The organism is Klugiella xanthotipulae, assembly GCF_006716695.1.
Lineage (GTDB): Bacteria > Actinomycetota > Actinomycetes > Actinomycetales > Microbacteriaceae > Klugiella > Klugiella xanthotipulae.
In genome coordinates this window covers 1,211,276-1,232,608 of record NZ_VFPN01000001.1, presented here as the reverse complement: position 1 = coordinate 1,232,608, position 21,333 = coordinate 1,211,276, and the positions used below count along the sequence as shown (strand labels likewise).

The window sequence follows — 21,333 nt, the reverse complement described above, 5'->3', positions numbered from 1 at the left end:
CCGGGGTTTCGTCCTAGATATCGAGGAACCGCACATCCTTTGCGTTGTTCTGGATAAAGCTTCGACGGCTCTCCACATCCTCACCCATCAGGGTGGAGAAGATGGTATCGGCCGCAACCGCATCGTCCAGGGTGACCTGCAACAGTGTGCGGGTTTCGGGAGCCATTGTGGTCTCCCACAGCTCTTTGTAGTCCATTTCTCCCAGACCCTTGTACCGCTGGATGCCGTTATCTTTGGGAATCCGGCGGCCGGCGGCCTGACCCGATACCAGCTTCGCGTCGCGCTCCTCATCGCTATACACGTATTCGTGCTCGGCGTTGGACCACTTCAACCGGTAGAGCGGTGGTTGAGCCAGGTAGACGTATCCCTGATCGATCAGCGGGCGCATGTACCGGAATAAAAGCGTGAGCAGAAGCGTGGTGATGTGCTGGCCATCGACATCGGCATCCGCCATCAGGACGATCTTGTGGTAGCGCGCCTTTTCGGGGTCAAACTCATCGCCGATACCGGCACCGAACGCCGTAATCATGGCCTGTACTTCGGCGTTGCCGAGCGCGCGGTCGAGGCGTGCCTTCTCAACGTTGAGGATTTTTCCGCGCAGCGGCAGGATTGCCTGCGTCTCGGGATTACGACCCTGCACGGCGGAGCCACCGGCCGAGTCACCCTCCACAATAAAGATTTCGGAGACAGATGGGTCCTTTGACTGGCAATCCTTAAGCTTGCCGGGCATCCCACCGCCCTCCAGGAGACCCTTGCGACGCGCGGTCTCGCGAGCCTTACGGGCCGCCATACGCGCGGTGGCCGCCTGAATGGACTTGCGGATAATGTCTTTTGCCACGGTGGGATTGCGACCGAACCAGTCGCCAAGCTGGTCGCCCGTGACCTTCTGCACAAACGCTTTAGCCTCGGTGTTGCCGAGCTTGGTTTTGGTCTGACCCTCAAACTGAGGCTCACCCAGCTTGATCGAGACGACCGCAGTGAGACCCTCGCGAACGTCGTCGCCGGAGAGGTTGTCGTCCTTGTCTTTCAGGAGACCCTTTTCGCGAGCATATTTGTTCACAAGCGTGGTGAGGGCAGCGCGGAAACCCTCCTCATGGGTACCCCCCTCATGAGTATTGATGGTGTTGGCGTAGGTGTGGACGCTCTCGGTATAGGAAGTGGTCCACTGCATAGCCACCTCGAGGGCAATCTTTTTCTCGGGATCCTCCAACTCGAAGGAGATGATCTCCTCGTTGACGATTTCTGCCCGCTTAGCTTTGTTCAGATGCTGAACGTAGTCAACCAGACCGTTTTCGTACAGGAAAACGTCGCTGCGGGGGACGGCTTCTTCCTCGCCTTCGGCGAGCTCCATCACACGCTCATCGTTGAGTGAGATGCGGAGACCCTTGTTCAGAAATGCCATCTGCTGAAAACGATTACGCAGGGTGTCGTAGTCGTACTCGACGGTTTCAAAGATCTCGGGGCTGGGCCAGAAAGTAATGGTGGTGCCGGTCTCATCGTAGGTTTCATCCTGAACCAGGGGGACCTCCGGAACTCCCGTGTTGAAGCTCTGGCGGTAGACCTTACCCTGACGACGAACCTCCACCTCAAGGTGCGTGGAAAGCGCATTAACCACGGAGCTACCCACCCCATGCAGACCACCGGAGACCGCGTAGCCGCCACCGCCAAACTTTCCACCGGCGTGCAGAATCGTCAACACCACTTCAACGGTGAACTTCTTTTCCACAGGGTGGATGTCCACCGGAATTCCTCGTCCATTGTCCACAACCCTGACGGCACCGTCTTTCAGGATGGAAACCTCAATGTGGTCGCAGTACCCGGCAAGAGCTTCATCCACAGAGTTATCCACAATTTCGTACACGAGGTGGTGGAGACCTCGGGGCCCGGTAGAACCGATGTACATACCCGGGCGCTTACGCACCGCTTCGAGCCCCTCAAGAACCTGGATGTCTCCAGCTCCATACTCGTTTTCAGTGTGATCCGTGTGAACTTCGGGACTCATATAGAAACGTTTCTCCTGACATGGAACATCCGACTATTAATCCTATCAAGTTAAGCTGAAAGGACGCGTCTATTCGGCGATCTAACGGGCGAAATTTTCCCGGGTGACCTATTTTGCGTCCCTAGCCGTATGTATCGCGCGGGCCGCGCCCTGGAACCGATCTGAAGCCGTGTTTCCAGGATGGAACGTCCGGGCCAATGAAGCGGATCGAAGCAACCTTGGCATCGGCGTGAGCGAGGGCGATACGCTCCAGTATTTCCGCGCGCATAAATCGGAGTTGCGTTGCCCAGGCGGTTGAATCGCATTGAACCATGAGCACACCATCGGCTAGGTCCACCACCGTGGCGTGCTCAGCCAAATTTTCACCCACGAGCGCTGGCCACCCCAACAGAACCTCGGATTGCGCAAGCTGGGGACTCCACCCCAGCTGCTTGGTGAGGTCACCGATGGTGTCGCCGACCGGACGAGGATCACGACCGCGGCCAAAGGGGAGAGACTCGCCCTGGTCATGTTTCCGCGCGCGCCGGTGCACGGAGTGCCGACGCCCGGACCAGGCCTCCTTGAGATGGATATAGACCCGGGTGGTTTCGGGGAGGGCACGAACCGCCTCGGCATAGGGGGAGCGGGGAGCGGGGAGCGCATCATCGGGCGCGTCGGTTCCTTCGATTGCAGCAGCACCGAGTGCGGGTGGGGCTGGCTCATCGACCGCGGACCGATCACGATCATTACTCGACATCAGGTGTCCGTTCCGAGGTCGAGTGCTGATCCGAAAAATCCGGCCGTACTGCCCCACCGTGGATGTAGATAGTGTTCCACGTGAAACCCTCGGGAACATCTTCGGCGACTGCCGCGGTCACGATGACCTGCTCATAACTGCGGATGGCCGCAAGTAACCGCTCTCGACGACGCAGGTCTAACTCAGCAAAGACATCGTCCAGGATAAGTACGGGATCACCCGTCGTGCTGTGTGCTCGCATCCTATCTGCGGAACCCAGTCGAAGCGCGAGGGCATATGACCATGACTCACCGTGACTCGCGTATCCCTTAACTGGGAGGTTATTGAGTTCCAGAAAGAGATCGTCGCGATGGGGACCCACAAGCGTTATTGCACGTTCGATTTCCTTCGGTCTGATGGCCCGAAGGGCCGCGCGAAATTTTTGCATCGTGTGTGGATGATCTCCGCCGCGATCCGTTGCCATGCTGATATCCGGTGGTGCCCCCACCGCAATCTCACCGAGCTCTGCCTCGGAGAGAGCGACGCCGGCAAGAACCGTTTCGGTGCTACGGATGATCGTCATCCGAGGTGAGTGGTCATCGTTCGCAATGTGGTGGTAGGCCGCGGCAACCGGGGGACCGAGTTCATGGATAAGCCGGGTTCGGGCATCCATAATCTCGGAGCCGAGCTCAACCAAGCGATCATCCCACACATCGAGTGTGGAGAGCTGATTAGCTTTGGTGCCCGAGGTTCGTGCCGATTTAAGTAACGTATTACGCTGCTTAACCACACGATCATAGTCGGCCATTACCGTCATCATGCGCGGAGAATCAGCCACGATTCGCTCGTCCATAAAACGGCGACGCAGCGAGGGGTCGCCGCGCACAATACTGAGATCTTCTGGCGCAAAGAGGATGCTCGAAAAATATCGAGGTAGATCACGCGGCTTACTCGCGCCACGGTTGATCTGGGCGCGGTTAGAGCCCGAGCGATTGATCTGCAACTCAAGCAGAACCTCACGTTCCTCGTGAGCTACCCGCATCCGTACAACCGCGGCGTCCTCGCCCTGACGAATCAGCGCGTGGTCACCGCTCACCCGGTGCGAGCTGAGAGTAGCAAAATACCCGATCGCCTCGGCAATATTCGTTTTGCCCTGGCCATTCCGACCGAGCAAAAGATTTGGCCCCGGCTGGAACGAAAGGTGCGCGCCCCGGTAGTTGCGATAATCGGCCACGCTGAGCTGGGTGACCCGCATTCAATCAGTCCTCCGAAACACCTAGCGTAGAAGAAGGTTGGGCTGGAGCAGATACTTGTAGCTGTCGAGTCCCGCCTCGTCCTTGCTGGTCTGGCTGGTGATGAGAACCGGACCCGGTTTATTGGGGTTGTCGGTTTTCGTGAACGAGATGCGCGCATATTCGGAGTGTGCCGAACGCAGGCCATCCAGCAGAAACTGCGGCTTGAGGGACACAACCGTGTCGTCGCCAGCGAGGTGTGCATCAATAGTTTCGGAGGCCTGGGCGGCTTCCGAACCCGCAGCCTCGAGCGTAACCGAGCCCTCACGGAAACTAAATCGCAGCGCAGCCTCACGATCAAGCACCAGACCGACACGGTTAGTTGCCTCGATGAGATCGTTGGTGTTCACAACGGCATAATTCTCGACCTTCTCAGGGAAGAGACGACGAACGGGTGGGAAATTTCCCTTGATCAGGAGCGACGTCACAGTCTTATTGTCGGCAGTGAAGGAGATCAACTCGCGCTCGTCTTTGCTGACAATGGCAACGGATACCGTGGTGCTGTGCGCAAATGTCTTGCCCACCTCGGTCACGATGCGGGCCGGAACCAGGGCAGTCAGCGCATCGCCAGACATCGAGTTTTCCCAATCAATCTCTCGCACCGCTACCCGGTAGCGATCGGTAGCAATCAGGCCCAGACTGTTTTCGTTGATCTCAAACTGGACCCCCGTAATCACGGGGGTAACGTCATCTTTCGAGGCGGCAAGCGATACCTGGGCAATTGCCGACGCAAAGTCCTCGCCCGGAACCAGACCCGAAACATCGTCAATTTGCGGAACCGTGGGGTATTCATCAACGGGCATCGCCGGCAGGCTGAAGGATACCGAACCACACTTGACCTGGATTCGACCGTCCTCAGTTGAAATGACGATGGGTGCCTGGGGAAGACGGTTGGCAATGTCGTTCAGGAGCCGACCGGATACGAGTGCCCGGCCTCCCGCTTCCACATCGGCTGTGACCTGTGTGCGGGCCGAAACCTCGTAATCAAACGAGGAGAGCGTGAGAGTGGATCCGTCGGCCTCAATGAGGGCACCGCTGAGCAGCGGGAGCGTGGTTCGTTGGGGCAGTAGTTTCACAACGAACGACACAGCCTCGCTGAAAACATCTCGGTTGACAGTAAATTTCACTCAGGTCACCCCTGCGTTGTAAATGGAGACAAATATGCACACTCATCCTTGCATACCTGGAGCCGGTGGGGGAGACAGGATTATCGGATCTCCGTGGTACTGCTCCCGAGAGGTGCCTCCCTGTCGTGGCGCCACGACAAGTTCTCCCCAGGTCACGGCAAATGACAGGAAATATGTCATGCCTCCGACGCCAGTCACAGCAACAAATTGTCATTCGTTTCCACAGCTCCTGTGGATAACTTTCGGGTGCTGGGCCAAAATCTGTTGATGAATGACCTCAGCTTGTGGAATCACGCTTCGGGAGCATCCCCGGTTTTGGGCCGGAATGACGGTAATCTACAGGCCATCAACAAGTAACACCGGTGTAGTTCCCTAGTGAAATATGGCCACGCGGGAGTTATCCACATTTTCCACAGGGGTTAAGACTATTAACGAATAACAAGTTAATTAAGCAACTCGATAACCATCTCCGCCACACAGTTTCTGTGGCGCCACAGCCGGTGAGTTGAAGGCTAGTTGTAACGATTCGTCTGCTTGATACGACTCGTGAGCTCGGTTACCTGGTTGTAGATGGAGCGACGCTCCTTCATCAACTCGCTGATCTTCTTGTTGGCGTACATCACCGTGGTGTGATCACGACCACCAAAAAGCTGACCAATCTTGGGCAAAGAGAGGTTCGTGAGTTCACGGCACAGGTACATCGCAATCTGCCTGGCCGTGGCAAGCGTCTGCGAACGGGAGGAGCCGTAGAGATCATCCACACTGAGTTTGAAATAATCAGCCGTGTGATTGATGATGTCGATCGGCGAGATCACATTATCTTCGTCGAGGGTAATGAGGTCTTTCAAGACCGTTTGGACGAGCGGCATGTCAACAACCTGACGGTTGAGACTTGCGAATGCGGTCACCCGAATAAGTGTGCCCTCCAGCTCACGGATGTTTGACGATGCTTTCGAGGCGATGTACTCCAGGATCTCGTGGGAGACCTGTAGCTGGTCGTTCTGAGCCTTCTTCCGGAGAATTGCGATGCGCGTTTCGAGGTCAGGCGTCTGCACATCCGTAATCAGGCCCCACTCAAAGCGGGACCGCATCCGGTCTTCGAACCCGGTGAGGTGCTTGGGTGGGAGGTCACTCGTGATGACAAGCTGTTTGTTGTGGTCATGCAGTGTGTTGAACGTGTGAAAAAAAGCTTCCTGGGTTTCAGCTTTCCCCTGCAAAAACTGGATGTCGTCGATCAGAAGTACGTCAATGTTGCGGTAGCGGGCGTGAAATTGGTTGCCCTGGTTGTTCGCAATCGAGTTGATGAAGTCATTGGTGAACTCTTCACTGCTCACATACCGAACACGGATGCCGCTGTAGAGGCTCTGAGCGTAGTGTCCGATTGCGTGCAGTAGGTGGGTCTTACCCAGCCCGGACTCACCATAGACAAACAACGGGTTGTAGGCTTTGGCCGGCGCTTCGGCGACAGCGACGGCCGCAGCGTGTGCAAAACGGTTTGATCCGCCGATCACAAAGTTGTCGAAGCTGTATTTGGGGTTGAGGCGGCTATCCTCAATGCTCTGCTGTGGCTCGCGTTCGGTGGTGGTGACGGGTTCGACAATTGCAACCGACTCCGGGCGTTCGTCGCCGGGGAGAGAGTCGTTACTTTCTGATTCCGGTTCGATCTCTGGGTTTACCACGACCGCAAATGTGGTGATGCCGTGCTCAGCGTCCAACTCGGAGATCGCCTTCATGAGTGGAAGACGGAGTCTGTGTTCGATCATGCTGCGGGTGAATTCATTGGGAACTTCGAGGTAGATGGTGCCCGCCATCACTCCCCGAGGCTCGGCCAGAGTCACAAATCCGCGCATAGCGGAGGTTACTCGCTCGTCGCTGACTAACTTGTCAACAATCGTTGACCACGCCCATACGACGCCATCTGAACCCGACATGAACCCTCAGCATTCTCAGTGATTTATACACAGGTTTATCAACATATTTTAGGGAATCGCGCGGGGGGAACGCCTGATTTCGGTTAAAACTGGGGATAACTTACTCACAACGGTAGTCAATGGGGGAGGCCGTAATCAAGTTGAGGGTGGGACACGCCGCTGTCATGCCCCGTCTCGCCCGGTTCGTCTGTGCATAATCGTCTGTTATTGTGTTTACGGTTTGACGTGGACACAGAACCAGCGTATTTTTAATCCTTTGGATGGGCGCACTGTGTGCCCCAGGACTTTCCGGCCGATCAGGTCGGCCAATCGCAACAGTGTGGAGTTTGTCATGAGTAAGAGAACGTTTCAGCCCAACAACCGTCGTCGCGCAAAGGTTCACGGCTTCCGTCTGCGTATGCGTACGCGCGCCGGCCGTTCAATTCTCTCGGCACGTCGTACCAAGGGGCGCACCAAGCTTTCTGCCTAGAGCACCAAGCGACCGTGCACAATAATCGTGCTCTCCCAGGAACACCGAATCCGGACTGCGGCTGACTATCGCCGCGTTGTACGTTCCGGAGAGCGCCTGCGCGGTCGCTTTTGTGTGGGTTATCTGGTGTCTGCTGAAGGCGATGCACCCGCGCGGTTTGGATTTATCGTTTCGCGCGCGGTGGGTATGGCCCACACTCGAAATCTGGTGCGTCGTCGGTTGAAAGCGATCACCGCTGAGTTCGTTGCCGAGGGGCTGAGTGGCGTAGATGTGGTTTATCGGGCGTATCCTCAGGCTGCTTCTGCCAGCTTTGATCAGCTACATGAGGATCTCCGACGTTCTCTTGAGAAATCGCGGACAGTCACTTCCGCATCCGTGGAGGTGACCTCACCATGAGCGCAGTGGCGAGTAATGCGCTTCTGATTCCGCGGAATATTGCGGTTGGTCTTCTCGTGATTTACAGATTTCTTATCTCACCCCTGTATGGTGATGTGTGTCGGTACTACCCGTCATGCTCCCGCTACTCCCTTGAGGCCATGCAATCTCACGGTTTTTTGCGCGGTGTATGGCTCACGGCTCGTCGGCTCATACGCTGCCATCCGTGGTCTGCCGGGGGTATTGATGACGTTCCGGAACGGGCATCCTCTGATCTCAGGGTCACGAAACACGGTTTCGTGGTTGCTCATCCCCACAGAAAGGCTCAGTAACACCACATGGACTTTATCGGTACCATTCTCTGGCCAATCCGGTGGGCGATCGAACTCATCATCGTGGGGTGGCACTACCTGTTTACCTTCATCGGGCTTGACCCGAATGTCGGTATCACCTGGGTGCTGTCCATCGTGGGTCTGGTGGTTGTGGTGCGTGCCGCACTCATCCCCCTCTTCGTCAAGCAGATCAAATCTCAGCGTCGAATGATGGAGATTTCTCCTAAGCTGAAGAAGATTCAGGATAAGTACAAGGGCAAAAAGGATCAATTTTCGCGCGAGGCTATGTCCCGCGAAACTATGGCGATGTACAAGGAGAACGGCACAAGTCCGTTCAGTTCGTGTATGCCCATCCTGGTGCAAATGCCCATCTTCTTTGGCCTGTTTTCGGTGCTGCGCAACGCGAGTGACGATAAAGCCGGTGTTGGTCTCCTGACCCAGAATCTTGCGCACTCGTTCGCCAACGCTGAGATTCTGGGCGCCCCTTTGAACGCAACGTTCATGGATGCCTTGAACAACGGACCCTGGCAGGTCATGGTGATCGCCGCCACACTGGTGATCCTGATGACCGCCTCCCAGTTCTATACTCAGCTGCAGATCACCTCAAAGAACGTCTCTGATGAGACGAAAGAGTCACCGATGTACAAGCAGCAGCGAATCCTGCTCTACATCATTCCCTTCATGTTTGTCTTCTCTGGAGTGGCTTTCCCCCTGGGACTCAATTTTTATTGGTTCACCTCAAATGTGTGGGCCATGGTTCAGCAGTTCATTATTATTCGACAGATGCCGACGCCCGGCAGCGAGGCCTATCGTCTGCGTCAGCAACGTCTTGAGCGTAAGGGCAAGCTGGAGGTTACGGATGAGGGTACCGAAACATCTGGCCAGGGTCCTCGTAGTAACCAACGTCAGCAACCCATGAATAGTAAACGAGCAAAGAAGAAGAATCCGGGTTCCACCGGACCGAACAGTTAGGTTGTTATCGTGACGGACAGCGTACAAGAACTCCCCCTGCAGGATGAAACTCTCAGCGAGGTTCGTTCGGTGTCACAGCTGGACGATGAGGGTGATATTGCCGCAGATTATATCGAGGAACTACTCGATATAGCCGATCTTGATGGTGATATCGACATTACGGCCCGTAACGGCCGGGCCTATGTGTCCGTGAATGATGAGGCCGGTCAGAGCCTGATCCCGCTATCGCGCCCCGAAACGGTTAACGCCCTTCAAGAGTTGACGCGGCTTGCGGTCCAGAACAAGACGGGACTGTTCTCACGGCTCATTTTGGACATCGGCGGATCTCGTGCCGCCCGCATCCAGGAACTAAAAGATCTGGTGGATGATGCGATTGATCGGATTGATCGGGGAAGTAATCGGGAAGCTTTTCCCGCCATGTCTTCGTATGAGCGCAAGCTCGTCCACGACTTTGTTTCGGAGGCCGGTTACCACTCGGAATCCGAAGGTGAGGATCGTGCTCGCCACATTGTTGTCAGTCCCATCGTTTAGTTTCACGTGAAACAGTGACGAATAACACGATTGAAGTTGAGCCTGCCGTTGCGGCAGAGTTGCTGGGCGACCGTATTGAACTGCTCCGACAATTTACCGAGAATCTTTCCGCGCGTGGAGAAGAGTTGGGGCTTATTGGCCCGCTCGAACTTCCTCGTATCTGGACTCGTCATATCCTGAACTGTGCGATCGTAGCTCCACTGCTTCGACCCGGTCTTGTGGGTGATGTTGGCTCGGGTGCGGGATTGCCGGGCCTGGTACTGGCAGTTGCTCGACCGGATGTGAACTTTGCTCTGATTGAGCCCATGGAACGCCGCGTGGCCTGGTTGAATGATCAAGTTGATGAATTGGGATTAGTTAATGTAACTGTTGTTCGAGCACGTGCCGAGGAGGTTCGGCTCGCCGACCCGCTCGATCAGGTGACGGCTCGTGCGGTGAGTTCCCTGCAGAAACTTGTTCCGCTTACCGCACCACTGGTGCGCCCCGGGGGTGAACTTGTGTTAATGAAGGGTGCTGCGGTGGATAATGAGATTGTGGCTGCGCAGAAGCAGCTGAGGAAGTATCGGATTTCTCTGCCGGAGGTTCTTGTTTTAGGAACAGGGGTTCTCAGCGAAGAAACCCGAGTCTTTCGGGCTACAGTAGGAGAACGGGTCCCGGCAAACTGATGATTGTCAGTGCTGGACGGTAGCGTTTCACGTGAAACTTTACAATCCAATTCTCCCCGACAGTACAACAAAGGAATCATGAGTTTAGACGCCAGTGCGCCGCTTGGTCGGCACGTTGCCGATAAGGCACGTCGTCGCCGATTACTGAAAGAGCAGCCCGCGCCGCTTCCTACCCACACCCGAGTCTTAACGATTTCGAACCAGAAGGGTGGAGTGGGTAAGACCACAACGACGGTTAATTTGGCGGCCGCGCTCGCGCAGAGTGGCGCACGCGTTCTTGTGATTGACCTGGATCCACAGGGGAACGCTTCAACGGCTCTGGGTGCGGAGCACCGGGAAGAAACTCCTAGTGTGTACGACGTGATTCTGGGCGATAAAGCCATGAAGGATGTTGTTCAGAAAAGTTCAGAATTTGACTCTCTCTACTGTGTTCCCGCAACCATTCACCTTGCGGGGGCAGAGATTGAGCTTGTTTCCCTCGTTGCCCGAGAACAACGATTGCGTCGAGCACTCGATACATACCTTGCCGGGACAGAGGAGCCCTTCCACTACGTTTTTATTGACTGTCCACCGTCACTAGGGTTACTTACCATCAACGCTTTTGTCGCTGCCCGTGAAGTGCTGATCCCAATTCAGTGTGAATACTATGCGCTGGAGGGTCTGAGTCAGTTGTTGAAGAATATCCAGCTCATTGAGCAGCACCTTAACCCTGATTTACGTGTGTCAACCATCCTCCTGACGATGTTTGATTCTCGAACAAACCTTGCCCAGGAAGTCGCTAACGAAGTGCGGGAACATTTTCCCCGTCAGACGCTGAATTCGGTCATTCCGAGATCCGTTCGTATCTCTGAGGCTCCCAGTTATGGGCAGAGTGTCATTGAATATGACGAGTCATCAACGGGTGCCCTGGCGTATCTTGAGGCGGCGGCAGAGATTGGGCATCGTGGAACGCGCTGGGAAGGAACAACTGATGGCAGCTAAAAAACGTACGGGTCTAGGTCGGGGGATCGGGGCGCTCATCCCCAATGTTGAAGAAACGGGTAAGCGTCCGGTTGATATTTTCTTCAATTCGCAGACGACCGCGAATGTTGCACGTGACACACAGGTGGGAGAAATTCCCGAAAAGTCGGTAGCTGACACTACTGCTCCGTCAGTAGAGGCACCAATTGTGCCGGCTTCTACCGCGCCGGAGCACGAGCTTGTTCAGGTTCCCGGTGCTCGACTCGCCCAACTGAGCCCCAGCGACATTGTTCCCAATTCGCAGCAGCCTCGCACCGAGTTTGCGCCGGAGGCTTTGGCTGAACTGGAACACAGTATCCGCGAGTTTGGCGTGCTGCAGCCGATTGTGGTTCGTCCAATCGAACCAACTCCGCCCGCAGGTCAACCTCAGTATGAACTCATCATGGGTGAACGTCGGTTGCGGGCGAGTAAGGCCGTTGGCCGCAAGTCGATTCCCGCTGTGATCAGGGAAACTGCTGATGAGGATATGCTCAGGGATGCGCTCCTGGAGAACCTTCACCGGGCCGAGTTAAACCCTTTGGAAGAAGCCTCGGCCTATCAGCAACTTCTTGCCGACTTTGGAATTACGCAGGAACAGCTCGCTCAGAAAATTGGACGTTCGCGACCGCAGATCAGTAACACCATGCGTCTTCTTCAGCTTCCGGAGAACGTTCAAAATCGGGTTGCCGCCGGTGTTCTCTCGGCCGGACACGCTCGGGCAATTCTTTCCTTAGGGGGAGATCCAACGGCAATGACCTCACTTGCCGATAAAATCGTGAACGAAGACCTGTCGGTACGAGCTGCTGAAGCTGTGGCGAGCCAGTCGCCTCAGCGTAAGAATAAGCCCAAGGCGGGTGGACGACTGGGACAGCTTAACGTGATTTCGGAGCGGTTGGGAGATCGGCTTGATACCCGGGTCCGGATTAACCTGGGAGCCAAGAAAGGCCAGATCGTGATTGAGTTTGCAACGGTGCAGGATATGAATCGGATTCTGAACGAGCTTGGTGACCCCGGGTTTGGTGCCTAAGACATACACGCATCGGAAGGGGTCTGTGTTTCACGTGAAACACAGACCCCTTCCGATGTCTTGACACTCAATGCTTGACCCTCAACACTGGGGGACAGTCTTTCTTCGGATTTAGTCCGGACCAACAATCCGCAAACTACAAACAAGCCCCTGATCAGGTGATTTTTAGGGAATAGCTGGGTTGCTAATGACGCCTTCGGTGACCCCTGTGTATTACAACCGGGCAATGGCTCTATCGTGTGGTTACTCGGTGACGGGATCGTCGGCGAAGGCCTCGGTATTGGAGTAGAGAGGCGGTATAGCCCCACGATCTGAGGCGGCCATGGCATCCAGTGCCAACTGTGAGCAGATCTCAGGCAGGGTGAGGTTCGCAGCACTCGCGGCCAGGGGAAATAGTGAGGTTTCGGTGAGGCCAGGCATCACGCTCGCTTCCAAAAACACGGGCGAACCATCGCTATCGACGATGAAGTCGATGCGGGAGAGCTGTCGGAGACCGAGCGCGTCATGCGCGGTGAGAGCCGCCTCAGAGACGGCCGTTGTGACAGTATCTGTCAGGCGGGCCGGGGTATAAAAGTAAGTTTCGCCGGCGTTATAGCGTGCCTCGTAGCTGTAAATACCTGATCGGGGCACTATTTCTACGGCGGGAAGAGTGGTGGTGATGCCCTCGTGCTCGACGATACTGACGGCCACCTCGGTGCCGATAATGCGCCGCTCGATCACCGCGATATCGCTGTACGTGTAGGCGTCTACCATTGCTCGGGGCAACTCGCTGGCCTCCGAGACAATCGTGACCCCCTGTGCCGAACCACCCTGGGCGGGCTTAACGACGAGGGGGAACCCCAGCGCTTCAGCGATCAGAGGGAGGACGCTATGAGCGCCAAGTTCGCGGAACTCGTCACGGGGGAGCGTGATGGACGCCGGTGTGGCCACACCGGCTGCGGCAACGATGGCCGCGGCGTGTGGTTTTGACCAGGCTAATCGTGCTGCACTGGCGGGGGAGCCCACATAGGAAATCTTCATCGCCTGAAGGAGCGAAAGGAGCGCACCATCCTCACCACTCGCACCGTGCAGAGCAGGCCAGACGAGGTCGGGGGTATTGGCCCGCAGATAGGGGAGGAGCGCGGCGTCCGGTTCTCGTTCGATGACGCTGTGACCGGCAGCCTCAAGGGCCTCGGCAACACGGCGCCCCGTGCGAAGTGAGACCTCGCGTTCGTGTGAAATCCCCCCGGCTAGGACGACGATGGTGAGTGCAGAAAAGTCCGTCATGATCAGGTGTGTCCTTGTTGTGCTAGGAAGTTTCGTACTAGGAAATGTTGGGCGGAGGTGCGTTGTAGCGACCGGGTGTGGGCACTGCGCTGATGGATCCGGAGCCACCGAACGTGTTGAGTAAATCAAGTTCACCGCGAATTACTGTGGTGAGGCGCCGGATGCCGAGAGCGATACTCTCTTCGGTCGGGTAGCAGAACGAGAGCCGAATATTCTGTCTGCCGCCACCATCCGCGTAGAACGCGGTGCCGGGGGTGTAGGCAACGAGTTCCTTGACCGCCCGGGGGAGCATAGCCTTGGAATCCAGTTGCTCTGGCAGGGTGAGCCAGACAAAGAAGCCGCCGTTGGGGTTGGTCCAGCTGAGGCTGGGGAGATTGTCTTCGAGCGCGGTAATCATGGCGTTTTTGCGGCTGTGATAGATGCCCCGGAACGTGTTGATCTGGGTCAGCCAATCGGTGTTGTCCAGATAATCACTGATGACAAATTGACTAAACGAACTGGGGCAGAGAATAGCCGACTCGTTAGCCAGGATAAGTTTTTCGCGGATCGCGTGTGGTGCGAGAGCCCAACCGATACGGAAACCGGGTGCGAGCGTCTTTGAGAAAGAGCCCAGGTAGATTACGCCATCGTCAAGAGAGCGCAGGGCGGGCGGGGCTGGCTCATCGAAGGCGAGCATACCGTAGGGGTTATCTTCCAGCACCAGGATGCTGTGCCGACGGCAGATTTCCAAGATTTCAACCCGCCGATCGGTTGTCAGGGTGACGCCGGCAGGATTGTGGAAGTTGGGGATTGTGTACAGAAACTTGAGGGTCTCCCCGGCCGCCATCAACTCGACGATGCGTTCCTCTAGTGCGGCGGGAATCAGGCCATGAGCATCCATCGCAACGTGGGAAATTTTTGCCTGGTAGGAGCGGAAGATACCAATAGCACCCACGTAGCTGGGGGCCTCAGCCAGAATGACGTCTCCCGGGTCGATGAACAGCTTGGTAACCAGGTCAAGTGCCTGTTGGGATCCCGTGGTGACAACCACATCGTCCGGACTCGCGGTAATTCCCTCCGCAGCCATCACCCGTGTGATGTGCTCGCGTAACTCAGGGACCCCCTGGCCGGAGCCGTATTGGAGGGCTTGCGGGCCGTGCTCGGTCATTACCCGCTCCAGGGAGGCTGAAACGACCGTATTGGGCAGGCCAGCTACAAACGGCATTCCCCCCGCGAGGGAGACCACCTCGGGCCGGGAGGCAACGGCAAACAGCGCGCGAACCTCCGATGCGCTGAGACCCGCGGCCCGGGCCGCATAGTGGTCGTACCACGGGTCAAGACGGGTACCGAGGTTGGCCTGTGCCGTCACAGATCCTCCTAAAGACGAAGCGAATATCTGTCCACCCTACCCCCCGAGCAGTCGTGGAATAGCCCGCATATCCCTTTCAGTGGACTGATCTGGTGGTGGGGTTGGGGTGCATATAAATGCGCCCGCCCCACCGGAAAGGTGGGGCGGGCGGCAGGCGGTGAATCCGCGCGGCGCGGATGCGGACTAGGAGAGATAAGGGGCGAGCTTTTGTTCGAGGGCAACCTTGGGCTGGGCACCGATGAATGTATCGACAACTTCGCCACCCTTAAACACCTTCATCGCGGGGATGTTAGTGATCCGGTACTTTGCCGCGAGTGATGGGTTCTCGTCTACATTAACCTTGACGATAGTGATTTTCTCGGTGTTTTCTGCCGCGATCTGATCCAGGATGGGGCCCACCAAACGGCAGGGGCCACACCACTCTGCCCAAAAGTCCACCAGGACGGTCTTGTCGCTGCTGAGGACATCCTCCGCGAAGCTGGACTCGGTTACATTGACTGCTGTTGACATGGTATCTCCTTGTGAAAATCTGTGATGTGGGAGGGCCGGATGCGTTGTCGGTGCTGGCACCATTCCTTAACGCACGTCGGCACGAATTATTCGCGGGGGCTTGTTACTCTCCGAGGGCTGCCAGGAAATGCTCAGCATCCAGAGCGGCCACGGTGCCCGAGGCGGCCGCGGTGACGGCCTGGCGGTAGGTGGGGTCAATCACGTCGCCGGCAGCAAAAACCCCGGAGACGCTTGTTCGTGAGCTGCGCCCCTCGACGGCAATGGTGCCCTCGGCAGTGAGCTCTAACGTGTTGTGGATCAGGTGAGTGCGCGGGTCGTTACCAATCGCGATGAAAAGACCGCCGACATCGAGTGAGCTCTCGGCCCCCGTGACCGTGTTGCGGAGGGTGAGACCCTCAACCGCCTCCGCGCCGGTGATGCCGATAACCTCGGAGTTCCACACAAACTCAATCTTGTCGTTATCGAACGCGCGTTGCTGCATGATCTTGGAGGCGCGCAGGGTGTCTGTGCGGTGTACCACGTAGACCTTGCTGGCGAAGCGAGTGAGGAAAGTTGCCTCCTCCATAGCGGAGTCGCCCCCACCCACGACGGCGATGGTTTTTTCTTTAAAAAAGAAGCCATCGCAGGTGGCGCACCACGAGACCCCGCGGCCAGAGAGACGCTCCTCATCCGGTAGACCCAGCTTGCGATAGGCCGAACCTGTCGCAAAGATGAGGGCATGTGCCTCGTGGCTCTCGCCATTACCGAGGATAACCTTCTTCGTCGTGCCGGTCAGGTCTAGTTCGGTGACATCGTCGTAAGCGACGGTGGTGCCAAACTTCTCGGCCTGTTCCTGAAGTTTCTCCATGAGCGCCGGGCCCTGAATTCCCTCGGGAAAACCGGGGAAATTTTCGACCTCGGTGGTGTTCATGAGCTCACCACCCGCCTCAACCGAACTGGCGAGGAGCAGCGGCTCCAGCCCCGCACGTGCGGCATAAATAGCGGCGGTGTATCCGGCCGGGCCGGAACCAATAATGATGATCTCTCGCACGCGAAACTCTCCTAGTGTGTCGGGGAATACAACCCATCCTATTGTTCGACTATTCCCCGTGGTGTCTGTAGGGGGCGAGTGTGGATGGCGGGAGAAAGGTGCGGCCTGTGGAGGATAACCTGTCACCGGGCAGAACCGATTGGTTTAGAGTTGTCGAATTCCGATCACAACTGTGGCATCCCACTCCTCGGAGCGTTCGATGCGTGCGAGGAGGCCCACAGCCGCCAGGAGGTCTCGGGTGCGTTCCGCCTGGCGTGCGCTCGTCTCGATCACTAAGCTGCCACCCGGGCTCAGCCAGCTCGGGGCATCCGTGGCAACCCGGCGCTGGAGGGCGAGTCCGTCCTCCCCGCTGTCGAGTGCGGCGGGGGCCTCGTAGAGTCGTGCCTCGGTGGGCATCAGGGCGATCTCGTCGGTGGGAACGTAGGGGGCGTTGGTGACCAGGACATCCACCCGGCCGCGCAGTGACGTGGGTAGCGGCGCATAGAGGTCGCCCAACCAGGTGTGGCAGGCCTCGGGATGCCACGCGTATTCTGCGAGGTTGCGCCGGGAACAGGCCACAGCCGCCGGGTCGATGTCTGCGGCGTGCACCGTGACCCGGTCGAGTGCGGCGGCGAGGGTGACCGCCGCGGCCCCTGCCCCGCAGCACAGATCGAGGACGACAGGATCGGCGCTGGCGCGGGCACAATCGAGGGCGCGCATCGCCAGAAATTCGCTGCGGTGCCGCGGCACGAAAACCCCCGAGGTCACGGACAGGCGCCGCCCTCCAAAATCGGCCCAGCCGACGATGTACTCAAGCGGTTCGCCCGCGACTCGCCGAGCAACGAGGGTGTCGAGATCCGGCCCGGTTGGTGCCTCGGCACGAAGCAGCGCGGCCTCCTCCTCGGCAAACACGCACCCCGCAGCTCGCAGGAGTGCGACGATAGGCTTGGCCTCCTCTGATGCGGATGCAGGCGTGGAGGTCACGGAATACTACCGCCGCAGCCGACGCATAACAGGGTTGAGGACGGCCTGAAGGTCGGCGGATCGCATGACCACGAGCATCCCGAGGTAGATCACGCTCATTACGGCACCCACAATGGCCATAGTGACGAGCGCGCCCAGGACAGAAGAGTTTCCCCAGCCGCCCTCGCTATTGCCCCCCAGCCAGCGGGTGACAAGATAGCCCGCGAGGGAAGACACCACACCGGCGATCGTAAACAACACAATGCTGCGGGTGATACGGGCACCATCGAGTCCTACCGTGAGCACGCGTTTGAGCCACATCAGGGCGACCGGCATTGTGATGGCCATGGCGAGACCCTGGGCAATCGAGATGCCGAATGCGATGAACTGGTCGGTGATCGTCAGCGCGACCACCACGCACAGGATGGACTGTAAGCCGTATTGCAAGACAAAGAAGAGGAACGGCTTACGCGTGTCACCGAGCGCGTAAAACGTGCGCTGCACAAGAAAGATGAAGGTGAAGAAAAGGAGCCACACCATATGCCCCACGAGCACGAGTGCCATCGGCATGACCTGGGCATCGGTGTTGGCAAAGAGGCGGCTGACCGGGATGGCGAGCACGATAATCCCGCACATAATGAGGGTGATGAGAAGGAAGACACTGCGTGCCATCTCCGAGAAGTCCCGGCGCACCGCCGCCAGATCACCCGCTGCGGCGTGTTCGCTCATACGGGTGAAGTGGGCGGTGGTGATGGAGACCGTGATGATTGAGTGGGGCAGGACAAAAACGAGCCACGCCATGTTGAGCACAAATACCGAGGGGAAACCCGAGTCGGCCGCGATCCAGGCCACATTATTGGTGACCAGGTAGGCTAGCTGGCCCGCGATCATAATGCCGAACGCCCAGCTTGACGCCTTTCCCGCGGCCTTGAGACCCACGCCCCGCCACTGAAAATCGAAGCGGAACTTCAGGCCAACGCGCCGCCAGAAGACCATGAGGATGCCCGCCTGGGCAATCACCCCGAGGGTGGCGCTCCCCGCGAGCACGGCGATCTTGCCGGCATCCCACGCGCCCGCGGTCAGGGTTCCCTCGGGGTCTGCCCCAAACATCACCGTGAAAAGCACCAGGCCACCGATGGCGACCACATTGTTGAGGATGGGGGCCCAGGTAAACGGGCCAAACATCCGACGGGCGTTCAGAATCTCGCCGAGGACCGTGTAGAGACCGTAAAAGAGGATCTGGGGCATACACCAGTAACCGAAAGCGATTGCCAGCGCCAGAATGGCGTCACCCGAGGCGGAAGAGCCGGTCACCGAGGATACCGCATAGATCGACACGATCCACGGTGCCAGCAGGGTGGTGAGCAGGGTCGTGACCCCCAACACCACGATTGCCAGGGTAACCAGCTTGTTGATGTAGCCGAGGCCGCCGTCACCCTGTTTGGTTGCCCGAACGATCTGCGGCACGAGCACCGCGTTGAGCACGCCGCCCGCAATGATCATGTACAGCTGGTTGGGCAGCGAATTGGCGAGGGTGAACGCGTTGATTCCCACGCTCGCGGCCCCAATTGTCTGGGCGAGGACGGCGACCTTCACAAAACCCAGGACCCGAGAGATGATCGTTCCCGAGGCCAGCCACATGCTGGCCCGACCGATATTGTCGGTGCGTGTTGTCACTCGCTATCACTCTCTGTTGCGGTAGGGGATGCCGTGTGTGCCTGCTTGCGCCGATTGCGTACGCTGCGCCACGCGCCGAAGCCGAAGAACAGCACAACCAGACCGCCGAGGATCACGATGCCGATGCTCTCCCAATCGCCGTGTAGGGACACATCCGCGGTAACGGGTGATCCGACAGGTTGGTCCGCACCGTTGTGCAGTGTCATGATGATCTTGACCTCGCCGTTGGACACGGTTGCCTTCACGGGTACCGCAATATTGACCTGGGAGGACGGCGCAATGGTGGTGACCTCCGTTGAGGCCGGGATGTACAGGCGGTTATTGCTGGCCTCGGCGTGCACACGGACGGCAACCGGGAAGAGCAGCGAGTTGCTCACCTGCACCGGGATGGCCGACTCGGTGCCCAGCAGAACAAGCGGTGTGGGGGTAATTGTTACACCGTTGAGGGTGTCGGAATCACGGGTGAGGGCGGGGCGCACGCGAGCCGAGAACGTATCCTCTCCCGTGGCCAGACCGGCACCGAAAGTGTGAAGAACTCGGGAGCGTTGCAGGCTGGCAAGTAAATCTGGTGTGACGAGTACGGACGCAAACGAGTCAATGGCTGTCTCGTTGCCGAGCACGGTCATCAGGGTTGTCAGGCGGTTCTCGTCGATGGGTCGGTTGTTGATGGTCACGCTGTCTGAGCGTTCGGCGGCCGAGTCGAGTGAGGCCAGGGTGAGCCCGGAGAGTGAGCGCAGGGTGTTAACAGTCGAGGTGATTCGTGTGGAATCGGCCACGGCGCCGCGATCAAGTGGAAGCAGGATGTGCTGCGGCGTGGCCCCGGTTTGCTGCGCCTCCAGCGTGAGCTCGGCGGCGGCGAGGGAGGTCGCGGCACTGTAGTCGGTGGTGGTCTTGGCGGCGAGGGCATCGCCAACGGCATCCGCGATGCCACTATCGGTGATGAGTGCCGAAAGGCCCTCTACCGTAGCTCGCGGGGTGGTGCGGGCGGTGGCGCTATCGGCCACATTGGTGGAGTCGAGGATGACGGTGCCCCGGCCGGACTGCTGGAAGAAGGCGAGGTCCTCGGTGACAACGGAACCGGCGGCGGGCCAGACCACATCATCCATGCTGTAATTCCAGGCGGTTAGTGCGGGGAGGGCGGTGGCCCAGTCGGAGGTACCGAGGAAGGTGCCGTCCTGGTCGGCGTAGGAGAGGCTGGTGATAGCGAGAGGTGCGGTGAGGCCCAGCTGAGACTGGGCCGCGAGGTCGGCATCCGCAAATTGCAGCTCGAAACTGGGATTACTCAGGGCCGCCAACTGGTCCAGCCAGGTGATTGCGCTCTGTGGCGCCCTCTTGCCCAGAATGCGGATGGAGGCCAGCACGCGCGGGTCGATGGCCAGGATGCCGCCCGTGCGCTCCGCAATCGGGATGAGCTGGGAGAGGGTACCCGTCTTGCTCGTGAGGTCACTCAGCTGAGCTGCGGTGGCGAGGGCGTCGAGTGAGCTGGGGAGCGTGACGGGAATGATCAGGGTGGCGGTGGTCTGCGTATCCGCGGTGGCGTTACCCCAGACGAGGGCGCTGCGGGTGACGGGAGTCTCGCCCCGGTCGGATAGCGCGCCCGAGAGCAGATATACACCCGGTTCGTCGGCACGCAGGCCCAGGGCCGATACGGGCACCGTGAGGGTCTGTTCGAGTGAGTCACCGGCCGATATCCGGTCGAGTTTGCTATTGAAAACCTGGGTTCCGAGCTGGGAGGTACTGGCGGTGGGGGTCGCGTTGATCTGGCTGCTCAGACCCTCGCTTGTGGTGACCCGGTCGCGATCGACGTAAAGGTTGAGAGTGGGGGCCTCGACGGCTGCATCAGTGTTGTTGGTCACCTGCACGTTGACGCTGAGCGTCTTCTGGTCGGTGGCGAGCATCGGGCTCGCGGAGGCGACCGTGAGGGTGACGCCGACGGAGTCACCGCCCGTGCTGGAATCCTCGTCGGCGAAAGAGGCCGCCGGCCCGGTGAGCGTAGAGCCGACCAGAAAGAGTGCTGCACTGAGGCCGAGAGCGGGGTACCTGAGCAGGCGAAAACGGGGTCTGCTCGTTACGGCCATACGTGTGATTCTACGATGTCCGTCTGTGTTTTGTGCCCGGGTCCC

General features: G+C 58.3%; 20 protein-coding genes. 8 read left to right on the top strand and 12 right to left on the bottom strand.

Annotation, left to right across the window (positions count from 1 at the left end; translation table 11 throughout):
- Positions 1-13: 13 nt before the first annotated feature.
- The 5 genes from gyrB to dnaA all read right to left on the bottom strand — a co-directional run bounded on the left by gyrB (position 14) and on the right by dnaA (position 6,986).
- Complete coding sequence (gene gyrB / locus FB466_RS05580) at positions 14-2,002, bottom strand: DNA topoisomerase (ATP-hydrolyzing) subunit B (RefSeq protein ID WP_141916523.1); 1,989 nt, start codon at positions 2,000-2,002, stop codon at positions 14-16.
- A gap of 121 nt (positions 2,003-2,123) precedes the next feature.
- A complete protein-coding gene (locus FB466_RS05575) occupies positions 2,124-2,738 on the bottom strand; it encodes a DciA family protein (protein WP_141916522.1) in 615 nt (204 codons plus the stop codon).
- Positions 2,728-3,972 (bottom strand): DNA replication/repair protein RecF, encoded by a 1,245-nt coding sequence (gene recF / locus FB466_RS05570; RefSeq protein WP_141916520.1) that lies wholly within the window; start codon positions 3,970-3,972, stop codon positions 2,728-2,730. The genes FB466_RS05575 and recF overlap by 11 nt, the downstream gene beginning before the upstream one ends.
- Before the next feature lie 21 nt (positions 3,973-3,993).
- Positions 3,994-5,136, bottom strand: coding sequence for a DNA polymerase III subunit beta (gene dnaN / locus FB466_RS05565; RefSeq protein WP_141916518.1), 1,143 nt, complete (start codon positions 5,134-5,136; stop codon positions 3,994-3,996).
- Between the two features lie 512 nt (positions 5,137-5,648).
- Positions 5,649-6,986 (bottom strand): chromosomal replication initiator protein DnaA, encoded by a 1,338-nt coding sequence (dnaA, locus tag FB466_RS05560; protein WP_425460898.1) that lies wholly within the window; start codon positions 6,984-6,986, stop codon positions 5,649-5,651.
- Between the two features lie 412 nt (positions 6,987-7,398).
- Between dnaA and rpmH the strand changes: the two genes are divergently transcribed.
- The 8 genes from rpmH to FB466_RS05520 all read left to right on the top strand — a co-directional run bounded on the left by rpmH (position 7,399) and on the right by FB466_RS05520 (position 12,437).
- Positions 7,399-7,536, top strand: a complete 138-nt coding sequence (rpmH, locus tag FB466_RS05555; RefSeq protein WP_141916515.1) for a 50S ribosomal protein L34 — start codon at positions 7,399-7,401, stop codon at positions 7,534-7,536.
- A 27-nt stretch (positions 7,537-7,563) separates the two neighbouring features.
- On the top strand, positions 7,564-7,932 hold the full coding sequence (gene rnpA, locus FB466_RS05550) for a ribonuclease P protein component (RefSeq protein ID WP_141916513.1): 369 nt from the start codon (positions 7,564-7,566) through the stop codon (positions 7,930-7,932).
- Positions 7,929-8,243, top strand: a complete 315-nt coding sequence (gene yidD / locus FB466_RS05545; RefSeq protein WP_141916511.1) for a membrane protein insertion efficiency factor YidD — start codon at positions 7,929-7,931, stop codon at positions 8,241-8,243. The genes rnpA and yidD overlap by 4 nt, the downstream gene beginning before the upstream one ends.
- A 6-nt stretch (positions 8,244-8,249) precedes the next feature.
- Entirely contained in the window at positions 8,250-9,215 is a 966-nt protein-coding gene (gene yidC / locus FB466_RS05540; protein WP_141916510.1) for a membrane protein insertase YidC, read from the top strand.
- Positions 9,216-9,224: 9 nt separating this feature from the next.
- A complete protein-coding gene (locus FB466_RS05535; RefSeq protein ID WP_425460891.1) occupies positions 9,225-9,746 on the top strand; it encodes a Jag family protein in 522 nt (173 codons plus the stop codon).
- A gap of 14 nt (positions 9,747-9,760) precedes the next feature.
- Positions 9,761-10,411: a 16S rRNA (guanine(527)-N(7))-methyltransferase RsmG gene (gene rsmG, locus FB466_RS05530; RefSeq protein WP_141916506.1), complete on the top strand. Its 651-nt coding sequence runs from the start codon at positions 9,761-9,763 to the stop codon at positions 10,409-10,411.
- A 78-nt stretch (positions 10,412-10,489) separates the two neighbouring features.
- A complete protein-coding gene (locus tag FB466_RS05525; protein ID WP_141916504.1) occupies positions 10,490-11,392 on the top strand; it encodes a ParA family protein in 903 nt (300 codons plus the stop codon).
- Positions 11,382-12,437 (top strand): ParB/RepB/Spo0J family partition protein, encoded by a 1,056-nt coding sequence (locus FB466_RS05520; protein ID WP_141916503.1) that lies wholly within the window; start codon positions 11,382-11,384, stop codon positions 12,435-12,437. The genes FB466_RS05525 and FB466_RS05520 overlap by 11 nt, the downstream gene beginning before the upstream one ends.
- 243 nt (positions 12,438-12,680) lie before the next feature.
- Here FB466_RS05520 and FB466_RS05515 read toward each other — a convergent pair whose 3' ends face one another.
- The 7 genes from FB466_RS05515 to FB466_RS05485 all read right to left on the bottom strand — a co-directional run bounded on the left by FB466_RS05515 (position 12,681) and on the right by FB466_RS05485 (position 21,288).
- Positions 12,681-13,703: a D-alanine--D-alanine ligase family protein gene (locus FB466_RS05515; protein WP_141916501.1), complete on the bottom strand. Its 1,023-nt coding sequence runs from the start codon at positions 13,701-13,703 to the stop codon at positions 12,681-12,683.
- Between the two features lie 37 nt (positions 13,704-13,740).
- On the bottom strand, positions 13,741-15,051 hold the full coding sequence (locus tag FB466_RS05510) for an aminotransferase-like domain-containing protein (protein WP_141916499.1): 1,311 nt from the start codon (positions 15,049-15,051) through the stop codon (positions 13,741-13,743).
- Between the two features lie 183 nt (positions 15,052-15,234).
- Positions 15,235-15,561, bottom strand: a complete 327-nt coding sequence (gene trxA, locus FB466_RS05505; RefSeq protein WP_141916498.1) for a thioredoxin — start codon at positions 15,559-15,561, stop codon at positions 15,235-15,237.
- A gap of 103 nt (positions 15,562-15,664) precedes the next feature.
- Positions 15,665-16,591, bottom strand: coding sequence for a thioredoxin-disulfide reductase (trxB, locus tag FB466_RS05500; RefSeq protein WP_141916496.1), 927 nt, complete (start codon positions 16,589-16,591; stop codon positions 15,665-15,667).
- A 144-nt stretch (positions 16,592-16,735) separates the two neighbouring features.
- Positions 16,736-17,554, bottom strand: coding sequence for a putative protein N(5)-glutamine methyltransferase (locus FB466_RS05495; RefSeq protein WP_141916494.1), 819 nt, complete (start codon positions 17,552-17,554; stop codon positions 16,736-16,738).
- Positions 17,555-17,560: 6 nt separating this feature from the next.
- Positions 17,561-19,210: a murein biosynthesis integral membrane protein MurJ gene (gene murJ / locus FB466_RS05490; RefSeq protein ID WP_246054531.1), complete on the bottom strand. Its 1,650-nt coding sequence runs from the start codon at positions 19,208-19,210 to the stop codon at positions 17,561-17,563.
- Positions 19,207-21,288, bottom strand: a complete 2,082-nt coding sequence (locus FB466_RS05485; protein ID WP_141916493.1) for a DUF6049 family protein — start codon at positions 21,286-21,288, stop codon at positions 19,207-19,209. The genes murJ and FB466_RS05485 overlap by 4 nt, the downstream gene beginning before the upstream one ends.
- Positions 21,289-21,333: the final 45 nt, after the last annotated feature.